The organism is Longirhabdus pacifica (assembly GCF_004115085.1).
GTDB classification, from domain to species: Bacteria; Bacillota; Bacilli; order Paenibacillales; family DSM-105158; genus Longirhabdus; species Longirhabdus pacifica.
On the sequence record NZ_QXJP01000008.1, the window covers coordinates 1 to 24537 of the forward strand.

Sequence of the window (24537 nt, forward strand, 5' to 3'; positions counted from 1 at the left end):
GGTTATGGTATTCCAATTTATCACGACTTCACTTTGATTTGCATCCCATGTTGCATTTGTAATCTGTGGTTTTAAAGGATTTTGTGTTGTCCCTTGTGGTGTTGCAGTGGATTCGCTGGAAGCGCCACTCTCTCCCGCTGCATTTACAGCTGTTACAACGTAATAGTAGGTTGTTCCGTTGCTTACGCTTGTATCGGTGTAGGATGCTGCCGTCGTTGTTGCTATTTCTACGTAGCTTCCTCCTTGTGTTTCTGAACGCTTCACTTTATATGATGTCGCATCGTTTACACTGTTCCAATTTAGTTCTACTTCTCCGTCTCCAGCTACCGTTTGTAATCCTGTTGGGGCTTGTGGCTTCTGTTGCGGTGCTTGTGGTGTTGCAGTGGATTCGGTAGAAGTTCCACTCTCTCCCGCTGCATTTACAGCTGTTACAACGTAATAGTAGGTTGTTCCGTTGCTAACGCTTGTATCCTTGTAGGATGCTGCCGATGTTGCTGTTATTTCTACGTAGCTTCCTCCTTGTGTTGTTGCACGCTTCACTTTGTATGATGTTGCATCGTTTACACTGTTCCAGTTTAGTTCTACTTCTCCGTCACCAGCCATCGCTTGCAATCCTGTTGGCGCTTGTGGCTTCTGTTGCGGTGCTTGTGGTGTTGCAGTGGATTCGTTAGAAGCGCCACTCTCTCCCGCTGCATTTTCAGCTGTTACGACGTAATAGTAGGTTGTTCCGTTGCTAACGCTTGTATCCTTGTAGGATGCTGCCGATGTTGCTGTTATTTCTACGTAGCTTCCTCCTTGTGTTGTTGCACGCTTCACTTTGTATGATGTTGCATCGTTTACACTGTTCCAGTTTAGTTCTACTTCTCCGTCACCAGCCATCGCTTGCAATCCTGTTGGTGCTTGTGGTTTCTGCTGCGCTGATTGTGGTGTTGCAACAACTTCGTTAGAATTTGCACTCTCTTCTACTGCGTTCACTGCTGTAACGACGTAGTAATAAGTATCCCCAGCGGTTACAGCTATATCATCATAATAATCATACGTAGTTGTAGTTACTGTAGCATAACTTCCACCCTGCACATCGGATCTTTTTACGTTGTAATACGTTGCATTTGTTACCGTATTCCAATTTAATTTTACAGCCTCTATTTCACTTTGTGCATACAATACAGGGCTAACAAGTTGCTCTGAAGCTTGCATCACACGGGAACGTATTCCTTCCCCTTTTCCGTTATAAGCTGTGATCGTATAATAGTAGGTTGTGCCTGGATTTACACTTTGATCTTGGTATGTCAATTCCGTAAGTGTTTGTGCTACTAAAGTATACGGACCTTCCGGTTGCGTCGATCGCTTGATGGTGTAGCCTGTAGCACCTTGCACCGCATCCCAACTTAAATCCACTTGACCCGTTGTCATGGAAGCATTGACGTTCTGGGGCATGTCTGTAATTCCATTCAAATCCAAGGATTGTACTGTTTTTAAAAACTCTCTATTCGCGCTATAAGGATCATTTTTATAACCACCTACAATATAAAGAACACCGTCTTTTTCTGCCACACTGGAAGAAGTTCTAGGCTTTATATTGTGCGGCAATGTAATCCAACCTAATTCAGGATATGTAGTATCGTAAACCTGCAAAGAAAGAACCGGTTTGCTATTGATATCAGTGTCCATTACAGCATATATTTTTTTTCCAACTACTACTGCTTCAATATTTCCCCAGTTACCATTTAACATATCTTCTCCGATAACTGTCCAACCTTGGCTAGGATTTTGTGTATCAAACACTTCCATCGATTGTTTTGCATCTCCACCTATGACATAAATCTTTTTATCTACTACCGCTATTCCATGACTTGCTCTAACATAAGACATGGAATCAGCCATCTTCCATCCGTCTTGTTGATTGTTAGTATCCAACACTTCTACTGTTGCTGAACTACCGCCAGTCACATATATTTTATCATCTACTACGGCACTTTCTGCATGTATTCTACTTGTATTAAGCTGCTCCGATATCATCGTCCATTTATCTTGAACGGAGTCATATACTTCTACACTCTGTCTTGAATCTGGATCACTACCACTTGTTTTATTTCCACCCATACTATATATTTTATCCCCTACGACTGCAGTGGTATGGTTATATCTAGTTGTCTCCATACTATCTACTTGTATCCATGCAGATGGTGTGTTGCTGACATCCAATGCTTCTACTGTTCCACTAGCAAATGCAAACTTTCCATTAAAACCACCAACGGCGTACATATTATCGCCAACTATTTCTAAACTCAAACTTTTTCGTTCGTACTTTAGATCTTGTTCATTCTGTATAGTTTCAAATGCCGATCCTATAGGAGTCGGTGTGCTTGCCTCCACCTTTTGCATTGGAATAAAACCTACTAACATCGCTAATGTTAATATGATTGCAAACACTTTTTTCGATCCGTTATTCATCTTCTCATGCACCTCTCAGTTATTTAAAAATAAATAAAAACGTTTAATTTACAGCATGTCAGTAAAGCTACTTATCACAGTAATGTACTACTTTATTCTATAGTGTCTTCGCGTGTTTACATCGCTGGCAACGACGTACATCCCCTCTCTTCCACTTCACTACTTCTTAAATTTTCCTTTCATTTAATCAACTGTTTGTATTTTACTAGAGCTTTATTTTGTTCGCAATATTTAATTTTGCATTTTATTGTCACGTTTTTAGCTCCAATAGATAGTACAATACGGTTTTTATATTTCTATTTTTTACCAGAATGTTGCTTCCCTTGATATGACTGACTTCTAAGGTTATTAAACATAATTTTCAAATTTATTAAACCCAACTTTAAACTTTTCAAAATAAAAAAGTGACAAAATGATGAACGGCATGATTTCATCGCTTCTGCCACTTTCCCAACTACAATTTTATGTCTTACTGCTGTTATCTGTTACGATGACACAAAAGGATCACAAACTAAACTTTTTCAAACAGCATGAAAAAGTTGAAATTACGATCCTGCCCCGCGATATTTCCTTACACCAAAGTTCCAAATCAATATCCCCATTGTCAGAAATGCCAATCCGACAACTGGAGTTAAAAAGGAGAACAGTGTCGTTACTTCTTTATCTAAGAAGAATGCAGACGGATAAATGCCCACAAACGCAAATGGCAATATCCATGTTAAAACGAAACGAATGACTTTATTGTAAATGTTCACAGGATACCTGCCGTAGTTTTGAATATTCCACATCAGAGCGTGAATACCCGTTGGTGCATCAGAAAAAAACGAAAGTGCCGTGATCGAAATATAAATACCACCGTACACCATCACCGATCCCGCTACAAAGAGCAGTAATACAAACGGATCATACCACTGTAATGTCACATCGAGTTGCAGCCATGCATAACCCATAATGAGCATTCCCGTTAAAGAACCAAACAACGAAGAAGGGTTCATATTTTCCAACATTAATTGAACGAGATTATATGCTGGACGTGTTAATATGCGATCCATTTCACCTTTCACGATATAGCGCTCTGTAAAGTCCCATAAATTAAAAAATGTCATAAACACACCATATGGCAGCATGAAGTAACCGTAAATAAAAATAATTTCTTCTCTACTCCACCCGCCAAGGAAAGACGTATGCTGAAACACGACGATTATAAACAATAAATTCATCAGCTGAAACGCTAAGTTGGTCAGCACTTCAATGATAAAATCTGCTCGATACGTCATGCGAGTTTTCATGTATGTTTTCGTGTAATCCCAAAAAATAGTTGCATAATACACGGTATGCTAACCCCCTTGCACGAATAAACGCTGTCTAGATTTACGCCATATGAACACGATAGGTAAAATGAGTACGATAAACCACACCACTTGCGTCAGTAGTGCATCGTACACTTGCTGTCCCGTTACTCTACCTGTAAACACCGATGCAGGTAAGAAGGTAATCGCTTGAAAAGGCAGCCAGCGCAAGATTGATTCTGCCCACAAGGGAAAGAAACTGAGCGGAATAATAAGTCCTGAAAATAAATCCACAGCCACTCGCTTCATGCGCATCAGCCCTTCGTTATTTTCCACAAAGAAAGCAAACAAACCGACCATAATATTAATTTGCGAATTAATTAAGAAACTAAAAAATATCATCACCATGAAGATAGCCCATGTCATGACGTCCGTTGGTAATTGAATAGGGAATAAAAAGGTAATAATTATCATTCCTGGCGCAGAGAACAGCAACAGACGAAACAGCCCTTCTCCTAAGCCTTGCATCATCTTCACGATTAAATATTGATATGGACGGATCATTTGCACAGCTACGCTACCGTCCTTGATCTCATTCGCAATTTCACGATCTAAATTGTTAAAATAAAATGCTCTCGCCATCCACGATATCGCGATATAAGTCGTCATCTGCAATACGGTAAAGCCAGCGAGTGTGTCATTCCCTCCATATATCGCTTTCCATAAAAAATAATACGCACCAATGTTTAACGTATAAATAATAATGCCACTAAAATAATTGACGCGATACGCAAGCATCATCAAAAAGCGAATACGGATCATATCCACATAAGCACTAAGCATGATGGTTCTCTCCTGCCGTCTCCGCAGAACCTGATTTATAGATCTCCCGCACAATATCGTCTGTATTCGTCTCAATAATTTTCATGTCGTTAATATTTAACTCACTCACCACGCTGCGCATCACTTCTGAAACGTTTTCCTGCTCAAATGGAACCCACACTTTCGCTTCGTAAGGATGATCTTGCTGCCATTTTACTTCCATGCCTTGCGTCAACTGTTGCAATGTTTGCATGTTGACCGCTTCAGCAAAGTGAAACACAATTTCCTTCCCTTTGCCCCATCGCTGTTTTAATTGCTCTAGGTCACCATCATAAATGATTTTCCCTTCATCCAGCATGACGACACGCGAACATAACGCCTCAATGTCTTGTAAATCATGCGTCGTTAACAAGATCGTCGTTTCGTATTTTTTATTCATCTCTTTCAAAAATTGTCTAATTTCTGTTTTCACCACAATATCTAATCCGATCGTAGGTTCATCTAAAAATACGATAGATGGGTTGTGCAGTAACGATGCTGCCAGCTCACAACGCATCCGTTGCCCTAAACTTAATTTACGCACCGGTCGATGCAATACTTCTTGTAAATGTAGTCGTTCTACTAGTTCATCCATTCTCTTTTTAAAATCTTGCTCAGGTACTCGGTATACTTTTCGCAGCAATTGGAACGATTCAATCACAGCAATATCCCACCACAATTGACTCCGTTGGCCAAACACGACACCGATTTCCTTTACATATTTCTCCCGCTCTTGAAAAGGAACGTAACCGTTTACGACCACCTTACCTGATGTAGGTACTAAAATGCCGGTCAGCATCTTAATCGTTGTCGATTTGCCGGCACCATTCTCCCCTATATAGCCGCAAATTTCCCCTTTTGGTATTTGGAAATTAATGTTTTCTACAGCAGTGACATGATTGTAACGACGTTTAAATAAGTCGCGAAAAGCGCCCTTCAACCCTTCTCTATTTTGTTGTACGCGAAATTCTTTGCGTAAATTTTCTACTTCGATTGCCAGCACTTTTTGTCCTCCCCTTACAAATTTATTTGAAATCATGATCTAGTTTCTATACAATATGGTAAGGTTGCACGCATAAAAATATTTTTTTATCCTATCCGATTATAACGGATTACGGTTTTTTTGACTATGTAGGAACGTGCACCATGTCAGCAACTTAGAGAAACATACTGTTAGAGAGGACATGCTAATGACATGAAAATAAACAAAAAGAAGTTTTTCAAACGAATGGTATCGTTAGTTTTTATTGTAGTTTTTGGCTTTGTCGCCTATTATGCGTATTCATTTTATGATTTTTATCAGACGATAACTGCGATTGAGGAAGATGTTACTGGAAATGAACAAAACAATGATAAGGAAGAGACATATATACCTCCAGAATGGGAGGGAAAGGAAAGAGTAAACATTTTATTATTGGGCGGCGACAATCGGAATGAGACGCAAGCTGCACGAACAGATACGATGATCGTTGCTTCCATTGATCCTGTAACGAATGAAATTATTTTAATGTCCGTATTACGAGATGCTTATATTCCTATTCCTGGCTACGGCTCTAACCGAGCGAATGCAGCCTATACCCTTGGTGGTGCGGAATTATCGATGAAAGCCATTAGCGAATGGCTAGACATCCCTATTCAATATTACGCCTCTGTCGACTTCGAGACTTTCGTCGGCTTAGTCGATGCGTTAGGTGGCATAGAATACGAAATAGAAAAAAACATGATGTATGATGTCAATTACGATGGAAAGTATAATCATCCAGAAGACATTTATTTAACGGCCGGTGTGCAAGAATTAGACGGTCAAAAAGCGCTGCAATACGTTCGATATCGCGGCGATATTGGAAGTGATTATACGAGAACAGAAAGACAGAGAAAGCTATTATCTGCGATTATGAAAGAAATGCAATCTGTGTCTAGCATTTTTAAAATACCTGACATCTTAAATGGTACAAAAGACTACATTCGTACGAATTTATCTGCAACAGACATGCTAAAATTAGGTTCCCTTGCACTTGAATTAAATACGAGCGAAATAAAATCTGTGCAGTTACCACCGCTAGAGTTATTGAACGAAACGACGATCGGGGGCGCGAGTGTCATTACGGTTTCTCCAACTGCCATCAAAGATTTTGTACAAGAACAGTTTGAACCTCCTGTTCCAGAACAAACGGAAGATGACATGCAAAATGACGAGCAAGAAGGTAATACCACAGAGTAACCATCACTTGCATAGTGAAGGTACGTTACATTTTTATATATAATCAATACCCATTCAACCATGATCATCATATTAATAACAAGATAGGTGTGTGACACATGCAACGGAAAAGATCAGAACAATTACATGAACAAGCTTTAGAACATATCGTAGGAGGGGTAAACAGTCCTTCTCGCTCTTTTCGCGCAGTAGGCGGCGGTGCTCCGGTATACATGAAGCGAGCGGAAGGTGCGTACTTCTATGACGAAGATGATAACCGCTATATTGATTACTTAGCAGCTTATGGACCGATTATTACTGGACATGCTCATCCGCATGTTACAGCAGCCATTTGCAAAGCTGCCGAAAACGGTACATTGTATGGTACGCCAACCGTACTAGAAAATAAATTTGCTGCCATGTTAAAAGAAGCGATACCATCGATGGATAAAGTCCGCTTTGTTAATTCTGGTACGGAAGCCGTGATGACAACGATTCGTGTCGCTCGTGCTTATACAGGTAGAAGCAAAGTCATTAAGTTTGCTGGATGTTACCACGGCCATTCTGACTTAGTGCTTGTCGCAGCAGGATCAGGACCATCTACGTTAGGTATTCCAGATAGCGCAGGCATTCCGCCTACCATTGCACAGGAAATCATCACGGTACCGTTCAATGACATCGATGCATTGCGTTCTGCATTAGAACGATGGGGTGACGAAATTGCAGCCGTGATGATCGAGCCGATTGTCGGTAATTTCGGCATGGTTGTGCCAGAGCCAGGATTTTTAGAGCAGTTATGTGAAGTGACGAGGCAGCATGGAGCACTTGTCATCTATGATGAAGTCATCAGTGCATTTCGCTTTCACTATGGATCTGCGCAGACTTTCTCCTATTTCCCTGACCATAAAGCGATAGAACCTGATCTTACGGCGCTAGGTAAAATCATCGGTGGTGGACTTCCCATTGGTGCTTATGGAGGTAAAAAAGAAATTATGGAGCAAGTCGCACCGCTGGGTCCTGCGTATCAAGCAGGGACGATGGCTGGTAACCCCGCTTCCATCTCTGCGGGCATTGCTTGTTTGGAAGTATTGCAGCAGGAAGGAACGTATGAAAAGTTAGGAAAATTAGGTGCGATGCTGGAACAAGGCATTGTAGAAGCTTCTCATAAATATGGCATTCCGATGACTGTCAATCGAATTGTTGGCGCATTGTCTACACACTTCTGCGACCACCCTGTTACGAATTATGAGGAAGCACAAGATACAGATGGGGAGCAATTTGCAGCATTTTTCCGATACATGCTGCAGCAGGGCATTAACTTAGCACCATCCAAGTATGAAGCGTGGTTTATTACCACCGCCCATACGGAAGCAGATATTGAAAAAACGATTACGACAGTAGATTTTGCGCTAAGGCAAATGCTATCTTCTACGTAAACAAAATAGGAGTGGAGCTCATGCAATCACATAAGCTCCACTCTTTTCTCTTACTTATTTTTTAATCACTATACATTATTTTCTTGCATTTTTTATTTCTTCTAACTGCTGAAGAAATGTTAACTTGTGCATCTTATTATTTGTTTTTACATTTACGTACTCGTGTCCACATTGTTTGATATGCACACCTTCATCTTCATTTATTAAATAGTAATGCCCATTTAACCATCTAAGGTGTAACAATACCCTCTGTCCAATGGTGAACGGCGTGCTGCCCTCTACTTTATGTTCTTTTCCTCCATACTTTCCGCCCATTTGATGAACCGTTAGCATACCACATGGAATAGAACCATCATATACAACCTTCACGTTAATATCAAAATCTGTGTAAATAAGCGAAGTGTCTTTATCGTCTCCAAAAGTATGCTCACTACCATCTCCTGCAGACTCTACGATCCCTTCTACGATCACATCTGCATCACATATATACCCTTCATAGTTTGTCGTATAATGTGGTGTAATAACAGAATATTCTGTATCCACATCCAACGGAGCAGCCTGAAGTCCAGAAGAATACTTGCCATTTATTGCTTCAATATCTGGTTGCTGTGGCGTGGTTACCCTAACTTTATCTGCTGAAAATGTATTAGGGTACATAATGGTTTTATCTGGACCCTCGTCACTATGTTTTAACCCTAAGGCATGTCCAAATTCATGCGTAGCAATACCTTTTATGATTTCTTCCGTATATTTTTCTTGACTTGTATAAAAAGTGTTTAACTTTACCGTACATCCCGTAATCTCGCTACCTGAACTTGATCTTTGAGAAATACCATCCCATCCTGTTTCTCCTGCATTGACTTCTTTTGCTATGAAAACATCACTATCTCCTGAAGTCATCGTTACATTCGTTGCATTATTCCATCTTGATGCGGCTGCATTATAATATGTTGTGCCACTATCAATTTTAAACGTGATATCTTTAGAAGGCCAACTATAGGGCCATACTGGTGTAGGCATAACCATTCCCCCATCTCTAGTTTAACTTGATTTTAAATTTATACTGATCCCTAGTTACGATTAATGATGCATACAGTACTACCTTTTATTTCTATTAAAATCGTTTGAAGAAACGATAAACATTAAACTTGAATAAATCGAGCACCGTCGAATTTAACCCCGATACTATCCGTGCCATTCCCAAATTCCAGCGTGGTACGCTGACTAGTTAAGTCAGAAAGTACTAGTCCTTGCTGGATATTCGACTGTAAAAAGATTTGTACTTCTTCTAAAGGAGAGAACGTATCTACATCTTCGTTTAGTACCTTGACTGCATTAATTGGGGACTTCGGATAAGAAGCACCATTTACAGAAACATCTTGATATAAACCGAAAGTCAGATCACGACCAGACTGATTATATACACCGTACCCATCGGCTGGAATTACTGTCTCTGGGAAAGGACCTTTTCCTTTTCCAAAATTTTGTGTAAATCTACCACAACTAAACGTGTAACAATATTCAGATATAGCGTCTTTACTGGAATGTTTGGAAATAGTTGCTCCATTTTGTGTCGCAGAGGCTGAGGCATATACCCCATATTTATCCTCCCACGTTATTTCTGTTAATTCGAATGGATCAAAGGTAACCCATGCTAATGGAGAACCTTTTCCTGATTGTTTTATTAATACAACTTTTTGTTTTGCACAACAAATTCTTTCTAGATCTTTATCATCGAAAAATACGGATAACTTGTAATTTGGCATTCTCATGACCTCCAAAAAATTTAATATAATGACGTATAGTAGGATATAAATCACGTGCCTTTATCCCGAAACAAGTGACTCAACTACACTTTCAAACACTTGGTGGTAAAACAAAAATCAACTCCACCTTAGTTGATGTTGTTTTATTGTGTTTTCAAATATTAAGGAAAAAATAACTCTTTTTTACAACTAAAATAAATAAAAAAGGTTAATTATTACAAAAATAAAATATATAACAGGAAAATTAGACCATGCTCAACTCATCATTAAGCCCTTAATAAAACATAACAACATCTCAAAGTAAGATGTATGATGAAATTATTGATAGGAAATAACTAGCTTATGAAATGCATAGGATGAACAAAGCAGGACAGTACGACATAAGAAAAGCTTGCTAACAATAGCAAGCAATCATCATTATTATTTTATAATTCCATCTATTTAGGCTGATCTAATTGGAGAATGTATGCTATAAGTTCTGTTCGTATCGATTGCATTGCATCTTCTTTAGGAAGTCTAATATATTTAGATAAATACTGTATTTCTTCATCAAAGTAAGCGAGTATAATTTCAAGTGCTTTTTTGTCGCCTGTTTTAGCTTTTTCAAAATAACTTTCAATCATATGGTCTTCATTTGTATAGACTGCAAAATCTTTTTTTTCCATTTACTCACCGCCTGTTGAGATATATTTAATTCTGAAGCTATTTCTTTTTCTGTTGCTTGCTCATAAAACAGTCTAATTAAAATATATTTCCCACGATGTGAAGAGATGGATTCCAGCAATTCTTCTACATGTAGTTTTAAAACTAAATCATTTTCAAAGCCAGGTTGAGAAGTAAAATAATCTTGAAATAAAAAAGACTCCTTGTTTCGCTGTACACGAGAACGATACTGTAATTTCCACGCCGTTCTTCTTAAAAATATTCGACATTCTTCTATTTCTATCATATTAGATATTATTTTCCCCTCCCTTTCACGTCTCTACATAAATAGGTAGATTATGGTTCATAATTTACAACCAATTTAAGAAGAATGTAATATAAATTGTGCTTATAATAAAATATTTTTATTTTCTATTAAAATAAATATAATATGTATTAAAATGTTTACTTAATTAAAAACAGACAAAAATCGAGCAATTTATCAACTAATATAAAAGTATGTATCCTAAAATGCACAGAAAAACGATGATAATTGTCATTATACATCGTATTTTTACATGAGATAAATAGGGTTAATTGGAGAATTAAAGTGTATAGTGTATATATTTCATATTTCTTTGTTGTCTAATTTTGTTTCGATGTTATTCACTTTTTTATAGACTTCATTTACTAATTCTAATTTATCGGCAAATTTTATAATAACCTCATTAAACTCTTTTGATCTTTCATTATATTGCTTCGTAAACGTGTTTATTTCACTACGCATTTCTTGCAATTCTCTTCGATAAATATCCTCCCGGTGTGTATACGTTTTTAATGTCCAATAAAATAAACTTACAAACAGTACTGAAAACGGTCCATATAAAGAAAAGTAACCTAACATATCAAACTCTACATTCACGTTATTCACCTCTCCCGTTTTAATGTTAAAACCTCGGTCTGTACTATAAAGGCAATCAAACATCATTTCGTACAACTTATACCGTTATTCATTTGTAATATACTGTACTAACCTATATTTTTATGTAAATAAATAGAAGGTAAGATGGATAAGATCATAAAAAAACTGAAACCAAAGGGCTTCAGCTTTACAGCATCTATATATTTTTCTATAGATTCCAGCACTGCATTGACTGCATTGTGCGTCATCCATGGATAACTATATTTCGTATGTAGTCGTATACGATCTGTTGTTGCAGTTGCTTTCTTGCTTGGCGACTACTTCTTTTCTTCATCCTATTGCATAACAACCTTCAATGATTTCATACGTTGCTTCTATCCCGTGAGATGTAGTGTATAATGATTCGTATTGCGCTGTCATGCTTTTTAACAACGCTTTAGATAAATACGCTTGTTGAGAAGATGAATTGGCACTCGATGCTCCAATACGTTGGATGCTGCGCAGAAAGTCTAATACAGACTTAAAGTATTGTTTCTCTTCCCTTGTATGCAGGGCTAATTTTACCCCGTGATGTGCCGTCATGACTTCATCCCAATAGGGCAGGGATACAAACGGTTGTCCTCTTCGCTGTGCATTTCTTCCTTCTATCTGCTCTGCTACCTCGAAAGCGTGATGCATTTCATGAAACGTTCGCGGTCCAAACGTACTAAATGCAAACAAACCTTGATCTAAAAATTGATGAATATAGCGGCCTATCGTTTTCTTCGGTTCGTTAAACCATTGAAAAGATGCGTTGGAGATGATGAGGTCTACGTTATCATGGTGAGGATCTAAAGTACTCCATTGATTTTGAATAGACTCCATATGCTCCGCATCCTCACATATAAAATGAACACGCGCTCGTTGCGCTTTAGACAGGCTTGCTTGTGCTTGCTCTATCATATGAGAGGAAATATCGATTGCGGTGATGATAGCATGGGGAAAATACTGCAACAACTTCCTTGTTAAAAGCCCTGTTCCACTTCCGATCTCCAATATATGATGGATTTGCGTTGCATCCCTTTGGGATAACACGGTATGTACTAATCGCTGCGCCATCTGTTCTTGCAATGATGCATATTGTTCATACTGATATGCGTTTTTATCAAAATGAAGTCGAACTTGATGTTTATTCACTACCATAAATAAAACTCCTTATTTCATGAACCATCCTGTCATGATAAGAAATAAAAGGCACATGACCTGTATGTTCTAAGATGAGTTTATGCTTTTCATGTAACGACTGCGGCAATGCTTGCACAGGGCATACTGCATCTTCTATTCCATGAATCCAACGCAGAGGGAAATCAGGATGATGTTTTCTCCAAGCTTCCCATGCCGTGGTCAAATCCACTTGCATTAGATATTGTAGCCCACCTTCTAATGCTTGATGACACCAATCCGACGTTCTAAGTATTTCCTTATGATCCTGAGTAATGAGAGGCAAGTCATGTTTACTGAACATCAGCTTGGTGAAGGAGTCCCATACTGATTGGCGTTGTTCCAGCAACCGTTGCTGCATCACCTTCACCATACGCATCGGCCATCCGAGCGTTCGCTCTTTACTTATAAATTTTAATGAGCTAGAGATGATCATGACACGGTCTATGCGTTTATCGAGATGGTTATTTTGTTGGAATAACGTTTGCAGTGCAAGCATGCCCCCCATCGACCATCCGATTATTGTCACGTTAGACTCTGCTTGCTGTAACGCGCTATGTATTTTATGTTGAAATGCTGTTACATCGTTACAATCTTTAAAATCAACATGATGATGACGAATAGTGGGTAAATCTTTCTCCAATGCATGATAGATTAGCGGAGACATGCCCCAACCAGGGATCCAAATAATAGATTCCATGACTTCAAACTCCTTACTATATTGTTAGAAAAAATATCCCACCTATACAGGCGGGAAAGTGTCAGATCAAATCCATTGCTTTCGCTGTAGTAATGATCGTATCTACAGCCCATTGTAAATCTTCCCACTGGTGCACACTCATTAACGTGAATCTTATTCTCGCCTCTTGCTGCCGAACTGTAGGCGGTCTTATAGCAACCGCTGCTATCCCTTCTTCTTGCAATCGCTTTGCAAATTGTAATGTTTCCTCATTGCCACCTACAATAACAGGGATTATATGTGTCGTAGATGCTCCTATGTGTAATCCAGCATGTTGAAGTTGGTTGCGGAACCAACACGCTCGTTCTTGCAGCGCCTCTCTACGCCATTGCTCATCACGTAGTGTTTGCCATTGCTTTCTCAGCGTAACCATCCATTGCGGGGGCATCGCTGTCGTGTAAATAAAGCTGCGCGCATGATTGATAAGGTAATCCTTTAACACTTGGTCACCCGCAATATAGGCACCGTAACTACCAAATGCTTTGCTGAATGTACCCATATGAATTTCTACTTCGTTAGTCAAGCCAAGTTCATGAACTAGTCCTTCTCCTTGCTTTCCGTAAACACCACCACTGTGTGCTTCATCTATCATCAGCATCGCACCATATTTGTTTTTCAGTTCCACTAATGATGCTATGGGGGCCACGGTACCGTCCATACTAAAAATACTGTCTGAAATGATAAGTTTTTTCGCTTTCGCTGGAGCTTTCTCTAGTAGAGATTGCAAGTGATCTAGATCACCGTGCCGATAACGCTTCACTTCTGCTCGAGATAATATGCTCCCGTCTATGATACTCGCGTGATTTAATCGGTCACTAAAAATAATATCTCCACGTCCAACAATAGCACTGATGACACCGATGTTTGCCATATAGCCACTATTAAATATTAATGCACTTTCCGTCTGCTTATACGCTGCAAAATCTTGTTCAAATGTTTCGTATAGCAGAGAGTGTCCACTGATGAGCCTCGAAGCGGCTGCACCAATGGGAACATGTTGTTCTTGCCCTTTGTCAGGCGGTAATACTAGATTGGATGCACTAGATTGAATATGATTATAATCTTGATCCGCTATAGGAGCCAAACTTAAACCTAAATAGTCATTCGATGCTAGGTTCAGCATTTTTTGCTGGTTTCGCATGAGCCAACCATTTGGCAACAAGGTCGTTTCCGTTAGCGTCCGATATTGGGATTGTTGCTGCAAATCATCTAGTTTTCTGTGCATCCAGTCTAATGTCGACTTCTTAGTCTTACTCATAGGCAAGCACTCTTTTCCATCGTCATCATGCATGGTGTCCCACTATTACAATGCACAAACTTCAATTTCAAATCCCATATCTTCTATCATTTGATGGTCTTTTGATCCTTGCTGACCTTCCGTAGTAAGGTAATCACCGATAAAAATAGAGTTTGCCGCGTACAGTCCAAGTGGCTGTAGGGATCTTAGGTTCACTTCACGGCCACCTGAAATGCGAATTTCTTTCGATGGATTGATGAAGCGCATTAACGCCAACACTTTTAAACATTTCATCGGTGTAAGGTAGTTGTATTTTTCGAGTAACGTCCCTGGAATGGCGTTCAAGAAGTTAACAGGAATAGAATCTGCATCTAGCGCTTTTAATCCTTCTGCCATTTCAATGATTTCTTCGTCTTTTTCACCCATACCAACAATAATACCGGAGCAAGGGGACATACCCGCTGCTTTTGCGGTTTCTACTGTGTCTACACGGTCGTCGTACGTATGTGTCGTCGTAATGTTGCCATAGTTGGATTTACTGGTGTTGATGTTATGATTGTAACGATCGACACCTGCTTGTTTTAACCGTACTGCTTGTTCATCGGAAAGGATACCAAGGCACGCACAAATTTTTAACGGCATCGTATCTTTAATTTCGGTTACAGCATCGATGACTTGATCCACTTCTTTTGGCGTAGGGCCTCTTCCACTAGCAACGATACAATATGTACCTACTTTCATGTCCAGTGCTTTTTGTGCTCCTTTGAGGAGTTCATCTTTTTCTAGTAACGTATATTTTTCAATCGGTGCAGTGGAGTTGATCGATTGAGAACAATACCCACAGTCCTCTGGGCAAAGGCCACTTTTAGCGTTCAAGATCATGTTTAGTTTTACTTTCTTTTGATAGTAGTGCTGTCTGATTTTAAATGCTGCATTCATTAAAGGTAAAACTTGTTCGTCATCTGCTTGTAGTATGGATAGCCCCTCTTCTTTTGTAATGCTATCCCCTTGTAATACTTTGTCTGCTAGTTCGTTCCAATTTGTTATTGTTGTTTGCATGTGATTTCTCCTAACTGCTCGGAAAGTGTATTCGCTTCCTCCACTTGCTGGAAACCGCAAAAGTCGGGCGCGAATTCTCTTTCCTCGCCTTTGGTTGGGTTTGTGTGTTGCTCATGAGAAGTCGCTTCCTCCACTTGCTGGAAACCGCAAAAGTCGGGGCGCCACTTCTCTTTCCGCTACTTTCAGTTGGCTTTGGGTGTTGCTCACGGGAGGTGGCTTCCTCCACTTGCTGAGAACCGCAAAAGTCGGGGCCCCATTGCTTTTTCTGCCACTTATACTTCTTCTGCTTATAGTTCAAGCAGTTTAGGTTGGTTTTGTAGTGCTTTTATCCACTTGTTACGATGTAAGGTTTGGTCTTTTTCTTGTTTCATATGTGGCAAGATGCCGATTACTGGTACGTTTGCAAAGGTTTCTATCATGGTTTTGTTTTCTATGATTCTCTCTTCTTCTTGCGGTGTGGATTGGTTTAAGATGACGCCTAGTATAGGAATTTGCAATGTCTTTGCATGTTCTATGGAAAGTAATGTATGGTTTACAGTACCTAATCCCGCTCTAGCTACAATAATGATAGGTAATGACAGCGCTTGTATCAATGTGGACATGAGGTGCTGTTCTGTTATTGGTACAGCTAAGCCTCCTGCTCCTTCCACGATTAAATATTCAGAATTTTCACACCTATTTTTGCCTTCTTCTATTAATGACGAAAAATCAATTTCTCTTTTATCATGTTGTGCAGCGATCCATGGTGCTAATGGCTGACTAAACGTATATGTAGCAATATCCTTCTCCTCTTGCTCTGTTCCACTTCCCCATTTTAAACGATAGCTATCTGCATCTGGTGCTCCTACGGTCACGCCTGTTTGGACAGGCTTCCATACTTGCACTGGTTTATGCTGCTCTTTCCACATTCCTGCTAATGCCGCAGCTACTTCTGTTTTGCCTACTTCTGTATCTGTCGCAGTGATGAATATTTGTTTTGTATGCATGTTTTTGCCACCTTCTATTTCATATGTACAGTTGCAAAAAAAATGTTAACCAATTTTTCCATGTAAGGTTAACTATTCGCACTTTATATATTATCTTTTTTTTTATCTCTTGGCAATGCATAACTTTATGCTTATTCATTGAACGATACTACATAAGTTGAATGAACTTGTTCAGGCAACTTATTACCGCTAACATAAGATGGAGAGATTTCCACATTACAATCTTTACGCCTGGCTACTGAGGCGTAAACTGTATTTCATCATTTCTTCATCTTATATTAAGTTGAATGAACTTGTTCAGGCAACTTATTACCGCTAACATAAGATGGAGAAATTTCCACATTACAAACTTTACGCCTGGCTACTGAGGCGTAAACTGTATTTCATCATTTCTTCATCTTATATTAAGTTGAATGAACTTGTTCAGGCAACTTATTACCGCTAACATAAGATGGAGAAATTTCCACATTACAAACTTTACGCCTGGCTACTGAGGCGTAAACTGTATTTCATCATTTCTTCATCTTTTATAAACAAGTTTACAATATAAAAACAAAAAGCAGTTTGTCTCCTTTTCGAGACCCACTGCTTTTTAAAAATGGTTTACACTATAGCAATATAGATATCTACTATGGCATTTGCTGGATCTTGCGCGCGCTCATCGTATACTTCCATATCATACGTAAATGAGCGTTTTTCTGCTGATGTTTTTGACCAATTCCAAATTTCCTCCCACGCATTAGGAACTACTTCAGCTATTGGTCCTTTTTCTGTCGTAAATACGATATAGTTTTGCTTCGGAATATGCATCGTAAAATTTGTAAGAGGAAATCTACTACATTCCGTACTTATGGTGTAATTATAATGACCAAACTCCTCACTTTCGTAATCACTGTAGATCGCATATATTGGCTGTGATTGATTTCTTTGATTTTCGTTCGTATCTTGTGCATAAAATTGTTCCCATAGTTTTTGAATGTTTCCGTTTCCTTCAAATTCTCGTTGATTGTTTGTTCTTGTCATCATTCCACTTAGCATCATAGCATCTTTTTTAGCTTTTTTCATTTGAATCATGGTATCACCATCTCCTCATTCATTATCCATTACTTTTGTCTATATTATAGATGGGGATAGTGACAAAGGTTGTCATGATTAACTCTAAATATTTTGGCTAACTATTGAAAGCATGCAAACTAAATAATGCTTCAAATGTACAGGCATGCTCTGGTTAACATACATAACATATAACAGTTGGAGGTGATCTTAATGATAAGAAACAAAGTGGTTACTAGGAAAGTATACAATTTAAAAAGTGTACCTGTACCACCTGAAAAAAATTGTGTTGCAAGTAATTGTAATCATTGTCCATTTCCTACTTGCATATGTTTCTTTGGCGGCGTTTTATTTGTATGCGGACAATTGACAGGAACAACCGTTTCCAATGCAAATATTACTTTTAAGAAAACTAAAAATGGACTAATCGCCATATTAAAACCAAGTAAATATGTACAATATTCCATTTTAAATGCTTCTTCAAAAGGAAAATTAGAAGTAAAAACAATTAAATTCACTAATATTAAAAATAAAAATAAAAAAAGCGCGTTAATTCAGTCTTTAAATAACAACGGCATATTAACAAACAAAAGAATTTACTTCAGAAATACTAAACCAAACAAACCAAAAAAATGTCCGTGTCTGCGTTAAGCATTTTCACATTACTATTTTCACTCACTTTAAAAACTCAAAAAAACTAGAAAAGGTAGAAAGTAATTTACGTTACTTTCTACCTGCAAAGGTTTACTTATTAGGTGCGTTTCCTTGAGACGATGATAAATCGATGCTGGTAGTTTAAAATATACCCTTTCGCTAATCGTTCTTTCTCAGCTTCTAGTAGTTGTTGAAAGTTATTGCTTACAGTAAAATCAGGAAACTCCCATTGTATTACTTTAGCATAATAAATAAGTGCTTCTATCGTAAAAAACTTTTGGTAAGGATGATATTCATTGGCATAGATGATTTCAAAGTGTTCTTTCTGCAATTGTTGCGATGTGTTGTGTAGCTTCCATTCCTCATACTTAGGGATAAAGTGAGGAATAAGCATGTTTGATAAGCGTCTTCCGTTTTGACCGCCCACTTGTTGCGTAATGAATATTCCATTTGGTTTTAGAACCCTATGCACTTCCTTCGCATTGAAGAACTCATGTCGAGTAGCTTCATGTCACATGACAAGTAAGTTTCTATTATATTTTTATAGTCCCATGGAAGAGGCTCATTTTCCCAGCTATCTTTAATATGAGTAAAGTCCCATCCAGAAAAGGTTATCTTTTCGTGCTCTTCCCATTGTTTTAATAAATCCATTTCATCTTGCATTCGATATTTTTTTGTTGTCATACTCATCCATCCTCTACATATTTTTAATGATGGACGATGCAGTTCACAGATAGAATTTCATTATCTCGATACAGACTCTATCCTCCTGTTTAACTGCATCGAGTAGCTACCTCGTTTTCTCATCTTCCTTCCTCCTTCATACACTACTTCAGTATTAAACAACGTTAGCTCCTTATTTTTTCTCCTCTATTCCTTCCTTCTTTTCCATCCATTCTTCACGCAGCACACCCATGCGTATAGAGTCATAATATACGCCGTTATAGTATCTGCATTTTCTCATTCTACCTTCTAGTATCATTCCTACTTTTTCCGCTGCGTTCATCATGCGATGATTGCCAGACCATGTTGTTAATCCTACTCTCGCAATACGAGGGAAGCGTCGAAATATTTCCGTTACCCATAGCTGTAAAGCTTCTGTTCCATACCCTCCATTCCAATACGAAGGATCATAAATACCAATACCTACTTCCAACCATCTCGTAGGCTGATACTCCCAATAATACACAACAGAGCCTACGACCTTTTCATTGACTTCAATGACGTAACAATCTTCGTGCTCTATAGATGGCTTCATGCTCTCTATATAATCTTCTAACGGTTCATATTCTAGTTCAAAATACGGTGCATCCCACTTTTTCCACTCTGGATTTTCTTCTCCATATCTATAGTTCCACAATAAAGGGAGATCTTTTTCTTCTAATTTTCTTACTACAACGTTATCCCCAACTAATTTCTGCATGTCATCTCCCCTTCTATATGTTTATTTGTACATATTTCACATACTTTATGGATTCTACTATACATGACAATCAGATAAATTTCCATATGTTGTCATGTTATAAGTTATTTATGTTTGTGGAAAGCTAATATTCCTATAATTAATATCCCAAACGAAACCATTAACGACATGGCTTCATACACTGTCATCTGAACCTCCTCCTTTTTCGTTTTATGGTGTTGACCTTTTGTCGTGTTCATCGTCTTCCCCTTTACCTCCTAAATATGTGTAACGTTTATATGCTTAGTATTTCACGAAATAAAAATAATATGCAAACATTTGTTCTTACTGCTTGTCCTTTTTTTGTTTTTCTTCTATGCCTTTTTCGTATGTATACCTATGTATAACCTTCTTGATGTTGTATCACCCATAAGTCATCAACAACCAAGAAGGTTTCAAATTCTTCACGTTCTAAAACACGTTAGTACAATCTATTCTATTTTGTTTAGATGGAACAACCACAATTTTTCTTTTTTGGTCTTGTGTATACTTTAGATCGTTTATTTTGATGTATTTTTTTAAATGCAGCACTTGAGTCCGTACAATTCAAACAATCGCTGCGACATTGTCTACGACCTGACGAAAATAAGTTACATACATTTCTGCAAAACGTCACACATGCATTACTATTTAGGTTAGCTAAATAAACTGCACCAGGTGTTCCTCTTTTTACTGTCATCACTGCTGACCTCCTAACGAAGTAAATAAATTGTACAATGAAAGGTAGTGAGTATCATGGCTTACATGGCAAACATAGTTCATTATATGCCTATCGCCATGAATTGTTATGGGCTTTATAAACAAACTATTGATATACAGATTGCAAGTAGTATATTCTAAATGTACAACGATAAGCATACACAAAACATAAGAACCTTTATGAATATCTATCATCATAACGACTAAAAAAGGAGCCTTCTGGGGATGAACAGACAACTTTATGCTGCCCAATTAAGGGCTTTACTCAAAGAAATACCTTTAAAAGCGCAGCAACCATTTTTTGAAGATCTTGCGGAATTTTTCGATAAAGGCTTAAGAATGGGGAGAACAGAAGAACAGAGTATAGCCCTATTAGGTGATCCACTCCATATTGCAAACGACTTTATAGCAGAATACTATGTAAACAATCCACAGGAACCGGAACCAGCTCCCAAAAACGGCTCTCCTATTCTGTCGGTAATTGGCATAAGTTTTCTTAACCTTTTGCTCATCGCTCCCTTTATTGCTGGATTTTTTATTTTTATCGCTTTCTTTATCTTAGCAGGTGTATTTGTGCTTACACCACTGTTAACCGTAGGTGATGTCATATTAGATTTGTATTTCTTTTCGCTGACTTTTAATAATATCCATTGGCTAGAAATATTTTTGTCCGTTTTTTTGTGTGGTTTAGGTATACTCCTGTTTCCCCTGGTCATGAAATTCGGTCGAAAACTTATCAAGTGGGTTGCTGCATATATGAAACTCAATTTACGTATTGCTAAAAGTTTAATCAAGTAGTACAAAAAATCGATAACACATTTTTACTTTTTAACACGCGCAGCATCTGCACGTATACAAACATATTACAGCTTTCCTCCAAAGTAGATGTAGATCTAGGGGAAAGCTTTTTTTGTTGTTGGTAGTGAGAACGTTCAACCTAACCTAGACTAAAGTCTAGGTTAGACCTCTACTTTAAGCCAGTACAAAACAATGCCATAGTCCATACCACTTTAATAAATTTTAGATATAATAAGTATTGTACTTTCAACAAACAAGCCGTTTGAATCATCTGCTAAATGAAAATATTTACTGACAATCGTGAATTGAAAATATTATAATAACACCAATATACATTAAAAAGTGACTAAAACTATAGTAAGTATAGTGAAAGGAGGAGCATTCATGTTTACTTGCAACATATGCGCTCAACTTTTTGAAAGTAAAGCCGAACTTTTACATCATATAAAAAAGGCTCATCATCCTAACACAGTCACAAACCATATCGTACAACAGTTTCAATACTATTTTAAAAAAATAACATTCCCTTATTATGATCAAAATACGCCAAATAAAGAGAATAATGATGATCATACATATGTTACATACACAGAACAGCGCACGCAACATCACTATAATAAGACAGAAAAGAAACACAGCAATAACCAACATGTAAATCATCTATTTGCTGATACAAGGAAATTACCTCATGATATAAGCTCCGCTCACCACACCCAAGATAAAGTAGTTCCTGTCTATATCCTGCTTACTCATACAGGGACCGTGTTAGCGAATACGATTAAATCTATTACAAGAGCGCCTTATAGTCACGTGAGTATATCCTTTGATAGCTCACTTTCTGAAATGTACAGCTTCGGTAGGAAAAACCCATCCAACCCTTTTATCGGAGGGTTTGTGAAAGAAAGTATTCACGAGGGTATTTATTGCAAATATCAAGATACGATCCATTATTCGCTTTATGTCACGTTTGTATCAGAGCAACAAAAACGTAAGATGATTAATAAATTAAACTATTTCAAAGACAACAAACACAAATGGAAGTACAATTTTTACGGCTTATTTAAAAATTTAGCGGGGAAAGAAAGTGAAGAAAACAATGCTTATTTTTGTTCTCAATTTGTCAGTTTCATTCTGAATAGCTCTGGATCCAGCTACTTCAAACAACATCCAAGCTTAGTAAGACCTTTTGATTTCACAACAAACAAATACTTTACTCACATTGATAAAGGATTCATATGCCATTTTGATGGCCATAACATAAATACTAAAGTTCATCATATGCTGTACGATACTATATATGAAGATAGTGCCTACTCTTTTGCTTAACGAAGACGGCATAGGATGGCAAAAAGCGTAATACAACAAATTGGGAGTTGAGCATGACATGGAAGTCACTTTAAAAATGTATAAAGATCAATTGAAAACTTTACTTACTGACATTCCTTACAAAGAGCAACAACCTTTGTTCGATGATCTAAAGGATTTTTTCAATAAAGAACAACGATCAGGCAAATCAGAAACACAAATCTTACAACAACTAGCTGATCCTATGGTCGTTGCTAATGACTTCATAGCAGAGTACAAGTTAAACAAAACAGAGCAACCGAAAACAAGCAACATACAACCCATGCATACTGACACTATCCAAGCTGAACGTACTCATCGTGATAAACGATCCATTGGCTATATTTTTTGTATGATTGGATTGGTGTTTCTCCATCTTTTTCTTATTGCGCCGTTTGCAGCTGGCTTTTTGGGAGTGATCGCTTTTTTTATGGTGGCATGTGTGCTTATATTTAGTCCAATCTTGGCACTTATCGAGATCGTGATACAGTTATATGTATTTCAAAATCCTTTTGAAACAGCTAACAGCTTAAGTTTATTTACATCTATTTTTTTATGCGGGATCGGCATGTTATTATTTCCTGTAGCAAAATATGTTGGTAGCATGCTCAAACATGGAGTGCAGCGCTATATAGCATTTAACAGAAACCTGATTAAGGGAGGAAAGTAATGAAAAAAATAGCATTACTACTTATTATCGTCGGATTTGTAGGCATGGTTGTATCAGGTACGGCGGTGTTCTCCGATTCCAACGTTGCAGAAATAAATGAACAAAAAACAGTAACAGCAGAAGAAAGTAAAGACATACAAAACATTAACATTCAATCTTCTTCCATTCAGCATATTATACTAGAAGCCACGGACAGTGAAGAAATACAAGTATCACTAGAAGGAACGTTGAGCCAAAGCGAAAAGGAAAATATGGAGTTTGAAGTAGAATCCAAGCAAGACACATTGTATGTGAATGTCAGCACGACTCAAAATATATTATCTATTGTAAATATAGATGGTATTGGTAGCTTAATAAATGTAATCCAAAATAATGAACATCGCAGCACTCTACATATTACCATTCCAAACAAAGTATACGATGCGGTGGAGATTGATACCTACAGTACAGACATCGAGGTTCAACAAGTTCATAGTAATGATTTCATATCCCACACCAGTTCGGGAAATCAACATATCTCAGCTGTGCAAGCAGATGACCAGTTTGAAGTGAAATCATCAAGCGGAGATATAAAAATAAGCACTATTAATACAGAGGATATGCTAGTAAAGGCATCAAGTGGAAATATAACGGCGCAGGAAGTGGAAGGTGTCCAAATTCAACTCCACACATCAAGTGGTACTATATCACTAGAGCAAATGGACAGTAAGCAAATAGAACTGCATACCAGTAGCGGTGACATTGAAGCCGAAGATATTGTCGCAGAAGACATAACAACGAAAGTTACTTCAGGAGATATAGAAATTGAAAATAAAGCATTGAAAGGAAACATATACGCTAAAGCAACAAGCGGGGATGTGAATTTAACATTTGAAGATCCCATTGCTTCCATTACGTTAGATTATGACGGAAGTTCTGGCAGTATAGATCAGAACATAGATGGACTCACAAACGAAAAAAACGGAGATCATGCATTCTTTGGCACTAAAAATGATGGAGCATTTGAAGTTAAAGTTAGAACAACTTCGGGAGATTTTACTTTAGATAATTAATATTTAACCTGCTG

General features: G+C 37.9%; 28 protein-coding genes. 7 read left to right on the forward strand and 21 right to left on the reverse strand.

The features are described 5' to 3' along the window. The 4 genes from D1Z92_RS07935 to D1Z92_RS07950 form a co-directional block, all read right to left on the reverse strand. The coding region (locus D1Z92_RS07935) for a fibronectin type III domain-containing protein (protein WP_370741245.1) at positions 1-2454 on the reverse strand (2454 nt) is incomplete at its 3' end. Positions 2455-2999: 545 nt separating this feature from the next. Next, positions 3000-3785, reverse strand: coding sequence for an ABC transporter permease (locus D1Z92_RS07940; protein ID WP_240666618.1), 786 nt, complete (start codon positions 3783-3785; stop codon positions 3000-3002). Positions 3786-3791: 6 nt separating this feature from the next. Further along, entirely contained in the window at positions 3792-4586 is a 795-nt protein-coding gene (locus D1Z92_RS07945) for an ABC transporter permease (RefSeq protein ID WP_128895140.1), read from the reverse strand. Then, positions 4579-5607: an ABC transporter ATP-binding protein gene (locus D1Z92_RS07950; protein WP_128895141.1), complete on the reverse strand. Its 1029-nt coding sequence runs from the start codon at positions 5605-5607 to the stop codon at positions 4579-4581. The genes D1Z92_RS07945 and D1Z92_RS07950 overlap by 8 nt, the downstream gene beginning before the upstream one ends. Positions 5608-5799: 192 nt before the next feature. Here D1Z92_RS07950 and D1Z92_RS07955 point away from each other — a divergent pair, with 192 nt between their 5' ends. After that, positions 5800-6825 (forward strand): LCP family protein, encoded by a 1026-nt coding sequence (locus D1Z92_RS07955; protein ID WP_128895142.1) that lies wholly within the window; start codon positions 5800-5802, stop codon positions 6823-6825. 98 nt (positions 6826-6923) lie between these two features. Next, positions 6924-8240, forward strand: a complete 1317-nt coding sequence (locus D1Z92_RS07960) for a glutamate-1-semialdehyde 2,1-aminomutase (RefSeq protein ID WP_128895143.1) — start codon at positions 6924-6926, stop codon at positions 8238-8240. A 75-nt stretch (positions 8241-8315) separates the two neighbouring features. Here D1Z92_RS07960 and D1Z92_RS07965 read toward each other — a convergent pair whose 3' ends face one another. The 12 genes from D1Z92_RS07965 to D1Z92_RS08015 form a co-directional block, all read right to left on the reverse strand. Beyond that, complete coding sequence (locus D1Z92_RS07965) at positions 8316-9260, reverse strand: M57 family metalloprotease (RefSeq protein ID WP_164931509.1); 945 nt, start codon at positions 9258-9260, stop codon at positions 8316-8318. 122 nt (positions 9261-9382) lie between these two features. Continuing rightward, the gene (locus tag D1Z92_RS07970; RefSeq protein ID WP_128895145.1) at positions 9383-10006 is read right to left on the reverse strand and encodes a hypothetical protein; all 624 of its coding nucleotides are present in this window, start codon (positions 10004-10006) and stop codon (positions 9383-9385) included. A gap of 437 nt (positions 10007-10443) precedes the next feature. Further along, positions 10444-10671: a helix-turn-helix domain-containing protein gene (locus D1Z92_RS07975; RefSeq protein WP_128895146.1), complete on the reverse strand. Its 228-nt coding sequence runs from the start codon at positions 10669-10671 to the stop codon at positions 10444-10446. Continuing rightward, positions 10626-10955 carry a sigma factor-like helix-turn-helix DNA-binding protein gene (locus D1Z92_RS07980; RefSeq protein WP_128895147.1) on the reverse strand — a complete coding sequence of 110 codons (330 nt, stop codon included), beginning with the start codon at positions 10953-10955 and terminating at the stop codon, positions 10626-10628. The genes D1Z92_RS07975 and D1Z92_RS07980 overlap by 46 nt, the downstream gene beginning before the upstream one ends. Before the next feature lie 321 nt (positions 10956-11276). After that, on the reverse strand, positions 11277-11570 hold the full coding sequence (locus tag D1Z92_RS07985) for a BhlA/UviB family holin-like peptide (RefSeq protein ID WP_164931510.1): 294 nt from the start codon (positions 11568-11570) through the stop codon (positions 11277-11279). Between the two features lie 330 nt (positions 11571-11900). Continuing rightward, the gene (gene bioC, locus D1Z92_RS07990) at positions 11901-12752 is read right to left on the reverse strand and encodes a malonyl-ACP O-methyltransferase BioC (protein WP_128895149.1); all 852 of its coding nucleotides are present in this window, start codon (positions 12750-12752) and stop codon (positions 11901-11903) included. Next, the gene (locus tag D1Z92_RS07995) at positions 12739-13470 is read right to left on the reverse strand and encodes an alpha/beta fold hydrolase (RefSeq protein ID WP_128895150.1); all 732 of its coding nucleotides are present in this window, start codon (positions 13468-13470) and stop codon (positions 12739-12741) included. Before D1Z92_RS07995 ends, bioC begins: the two co-directional genes overlap by 14 nt. Positions 13471-13531: 61 nt before the next feature. Next, entirely contained in the window at positions 13532-14767 is a 1236-nt protein-coding gene (gene bioF, locus D1Z92_RS08000; protein WP_240666619.1) for an 8-amino-7-oxononanoate synthase, read from the reverse strand. 45 nt (positions 14768-14812) lie between these two features. Further along, positions 14813-15805, reverse strand: coding sequence for a biotin synthase BioB (gene bioB, locus D1Z92_RS08005; RefSeq protein ID WP_128895151.1), 993 nt, complete (start codon positions 15803-15805; stop codon positions 14813-14815). Further along, a complete protein-coding gene (locus D1Z92_RS17280; RefSeq protein WP_164931511.1) occupies positions 15790-15939 on the reverse strand; it encodes a hypothetical protein in 150 nt (49 codons plus the stop codon). The genes bioB and D1Z92_RS17280 overlap by 16 nt, the downstream gene beginning before the upstream one ends. A gap of 153 nt (positions 15940-16092) precedes the next feature. Beyond that, positions 16093-16791 carry a dethiobiotin synthase gene (gene bioD / locus D1Z92_RS08010; RefSeq protein ID WP_128895152.1) on the reverse strand — a complete coding sequence of 233 codons (699 nt, stop codon included), beginning with the start codon at positions 16789-16791 and terminating at the stop codon, positions 16093-16095. Positions 16792-17394: 603 nt separating this feature from the next. Then, a complete protein-coding gene (locus D1Z92_RS08015) occupies positions 17395-17865 on the reverse strand; it encodes a GyrI-like domain-containing protein (RefSeq protein ID WP_128895153.1) in 471 nt (156 codons plus the stop codon). Between the two features lie 192 nt (positions 17866-18057). On the opposite strand from D1Z92_RS08015, the gene D1Z92_RS08020 reads away from it, so the two are divergent. Continuing rightward, positions 18058-18495, forward strand: coding sequence for a hypothetical protein (locus D1Z92_RS08020; RefSeq protein ID WP_128895154.1), 438 nt, complete (start codon positions 18058-18060; stop codon positions 18493-18495). A 100-nt stretch (positions 18496-18595) separates the two neighbouring features. Here D1Z92_RS08020 and D1Z92_RS08025 read toward each other — a convergent pair whose 3' ends face one another. The 5 genes from D1Z92_RS08025 to D1Z92_RS08040 all read right to left on the reverse strand — a co-directional run bounded on the left by D1Z92_RS08025 (position 18596) and on the right by D1Z92_RS08040 (position 20639). Continuing rightward, positions 18596-18970 (reverse strand): hypothetical protein, encoded by a 375-nt coding sequence (locus D1Z92_RS08025; RefSeq protein WP_206099723.1) that lies wholly within the window; start codon positions 18968-18970, stop codon positions 18596-18598. Further along, positions 18955-19182 (reverse strand): hypothetical protein, encoded by a 228-nt coding sequence (locus D1Z92_RS17480; RefSeq protein WP_206099724.1) that lies wholly within the window; start codon positions 19180-19182, stop codon positions 18955-18957. Before D1Z92_RS17480 ends, D1Z92_RS08025 begins: the two co-directional genes overlap by 16 nt. 172 nt (positions 19183-19354) lie before the next feature. Beyond that, a complete protein-coding gene (locus D1Z92_RS08030) occupies positions 19355-19921 on the reverse strand; it encodes a GNAT family N-acetyltransferase (RefSeq protein WP_128895155.1) in 567 nt (188 codons plus the stop codon). A gap of 104 nt (positions 19922-20025) precedes the next feature. Beyond that, positions 20026-20160 carry a putative holin-like toxin gene (locus D1Z92_RS08035; RefSeq protein WP_128895156.1) on the reverse strand — a complete coding sequence of 45 codons (135 nt, stop codon included), beginning with the start codon at positions 20158-20160 and terminating at the stop codon, positions 20026-20028. A gap of 245 nt (positions 20161-20405) precedes the next feature. Beyond that, positions 20406-20639 (reverse strand): hypothetical protein, encoded by a 234-nt coding sequence (locus D1Z92_RS08040; protein ID WP_128895157.1) that lies wholly within the window; start codon positions 20637-20639, stop codon positions 20406-20408. A gap of 245 nt (positions 20640-20884) precedes the next feature. Between D1Z92_RS08040 and D1Z92_RS08045 the strand changes: the two genes are divergently transcribed. From D1Z92_RS08045 to D1Z92_RS08060, 4 genes are all read left to right on the forward strand, one after another. Next, the gene (locus D1Z92_RS08045) at positions 20885-21457 is read left to right on the forward strand and encodes a DUF1700 domain-containing protein (protein WP_128895158.1); all 573 of its coding nucleotides are present in this window, start codon (positions 20885-20887) and stop codon (positions 21455-21457) included. Between the two features lie 384 nt (positions 21458-21841). Then, positions 21842-22783 carry a hypothetical protein gene (locus D1Z92_RS17485; protein ID WP_206099725.1) on the forward strand — a complete coding sequence of 314 codons (942 nt, stop codon included), beginning with the start codon at positions 21842-21844 and terminating at the stop codon, positions 22781-22783. 58 nt (positions 22784-22841) lie between these two features. Next, positions 22842-23471 carry a DUF1700 domain-containing protein gene (locus D1Z92_RS08055; protein WP_128895159.1) on the forward strand — a complete coding sequence of 210 codons (630 nt, stop codon included), beginning with the start codon at positions 22842-22844 and terminating at the stop codon, positions 23469-23471. Continuing rightward, a complete protein-coding gene (locus D1Z92_RS08060; RefSeq protein ID WP_128895160.1) occupies positions 23471-24523 on the forward strand; it encodes a DUF4097 family beta strand repeat-containing protein in 1053 nt (350 codons plus the stop codon). Before D1Z92_RS08055 ends, D1Z92_RS08060 begins: the two co-directional genes overlap by 1 nt. Positions 24524-24537 lie beyond the last annotated feature (14 nt).

Excerpts from the sequence above, each read along its gene's own strand:
- D1Z92_RS08040 (WP_128895157.1), bottom strand. The coding sequence starts at position 20,639 with ATGACAGTAAAAAGAGGAACACCTGGTGCAGTTTATTTAGCTAACCTA.
- D1Z92_RS07955 (WP_128895142.1), top strand. The coding sequence starts at position 5,800 with ATGAAAATAAACAAAAAGAAGTTTTTCAAACGAATGGTATCGTTAGTT.
- D1Z92_RS08035 (WP_128895156.1), bottom strand. The coding sequence starts at position 20,160 with ATGAACACGACAAAAGGTCAACACCATAAAACGAAAAAGGAGGAGGTT.
- D1Z92_RS07970 (WP_128895145.1), bottom strand. The coding sequence starts at position 10,006 with ATGCCAAATTACAAGTTATCCGTATTTTTCGATGATAAAGATCTAGAA.
- D1Z92_RS07975 (WP_128895146.1), bottom strand. The coding sequence starts at position 10,671 with ATGGAAAAAAAAGATTTTGCAGTCTATACAAATGAAGACCATATGATT.
- D1Z92_RS08020 (WP_128895154.1), top strand. The coding sequence starts at position 18,058 with ATGATAAGAAACAAAGTGGTTACTAGGAAAGTATACAATTTAAAAAGT.
- D1Z92_RS07980 (WP_128895147.1), bottom strand. The coding sequence starts at position 10,955 with ATGATAGAAATAGAAGAATGTCGAATATTTTTAAGAAGAACGGCGTGG.
- D1Z92_RS17485 (WP_206099725.1), top strand. The coding sequence starts at position 21,842 with ATGTTTACTTGCAACATATGCGCTCAACTTTTTGAAAGTAAAGCCGAA.
- bioF (WP_240666619.1), bottom strand. The coding sequence starts at position 14,767 with ATGAGTAAGACTAAGAAGTCGACATTAGACTGGATGCACAGAAAACTA.
- D1Z92_RS08045 (WP_128895158.1), top strand. The coding sequence starts at position 20,885 with ATGAACAGACAACTTTATGCTGCCCAATTAAGGGCTTTACTCAAAGAA.
- D1Z92_RS08030 (WP_128895155.1), bottom strand. The coding sequence starts at position 19,921 with ATGCAGAAATTAGTTGGGGATAACGTTGTAGTAAGAAAATTAGAAGAA.
- D1Z92_RS08015 (WP_128895153.1), bottom strand. The coding sequence starts at position 17,865 with ATGATTCAAATGAAAAAAGCTAAAAAAGATGCTATGATGCTAAGTGGA.
- bioD (WP_128895152.1), bottom strand. The coding sequence starts at position 16,791 with ATGCATACAAAACAAATATTCATCACTGCGACAGATACAGAAGTAGGC.
- bioB (WP_128895151.1), bottom strand. The coding sequence starts at position 15,805 with ATGCAAACAACAATAACAAATTGGAACGAACTAGCAGACAAAGTATTA.
- bioC (WP_128895149.1), bottom strand. The coding sequence starts at position 12,752 with ATGGTAGTGAATAAACATCAAGTTCGACTTCATTTTGATAAAAACGCA.
- D1Z92_RS07960 (WP_128895143.1), top strand. The coding sequence starts at position 6,924 with ATGCAACGGAAAAGATCAGAACAATTACATGAACAAGCTTTAGAACAT.
- D1Z92_RS17480 (WP_206099724.1), bottom strand. The coding sequence starts at position 19,182 with ATGACAACAAAAAAATATCGAATGCAAGATGAAATGGATTTATTAAAA.
- D1Z92_RS08060 (WP_128895160.1), top strand. The coding sequence starts at position 23,471 with ATGAAAAAAATAGCATTACTACTTATTATCGTCGGATTTGTAGGCATG.
- D1Z92_RS07965 (WP_164931509.1), bottom strand. The coding sequence starts at position 9,260 with ATGCCTACACCAGTATGGCCCTATAGTTGGCCTTCTAAAGATATCACG.
- D1Z92_RS08055 (WP_128895159.1), top strand. The coding sequence starts at position 22,842 with ATGGAAGTCACTTTAAAAATGTATAAAGATCAATTGAAAACTTTACTT.
- D1Z92_RS07995 (WP_128895150.1), bottom strand. The coding sequence starts at position 13,470 with ATGGAATCTATTATTTGGATCCCTGGTTGGGGCATGTCTCCGCTAATC.
- D1Z92_RS07945 (WP_128895140.1), bottom strand. The coding sequence starts at position 4,586 with ATGCTTAGTGCTTATGTGGATATGATCCGTATTCGCTTTTTGATGATG.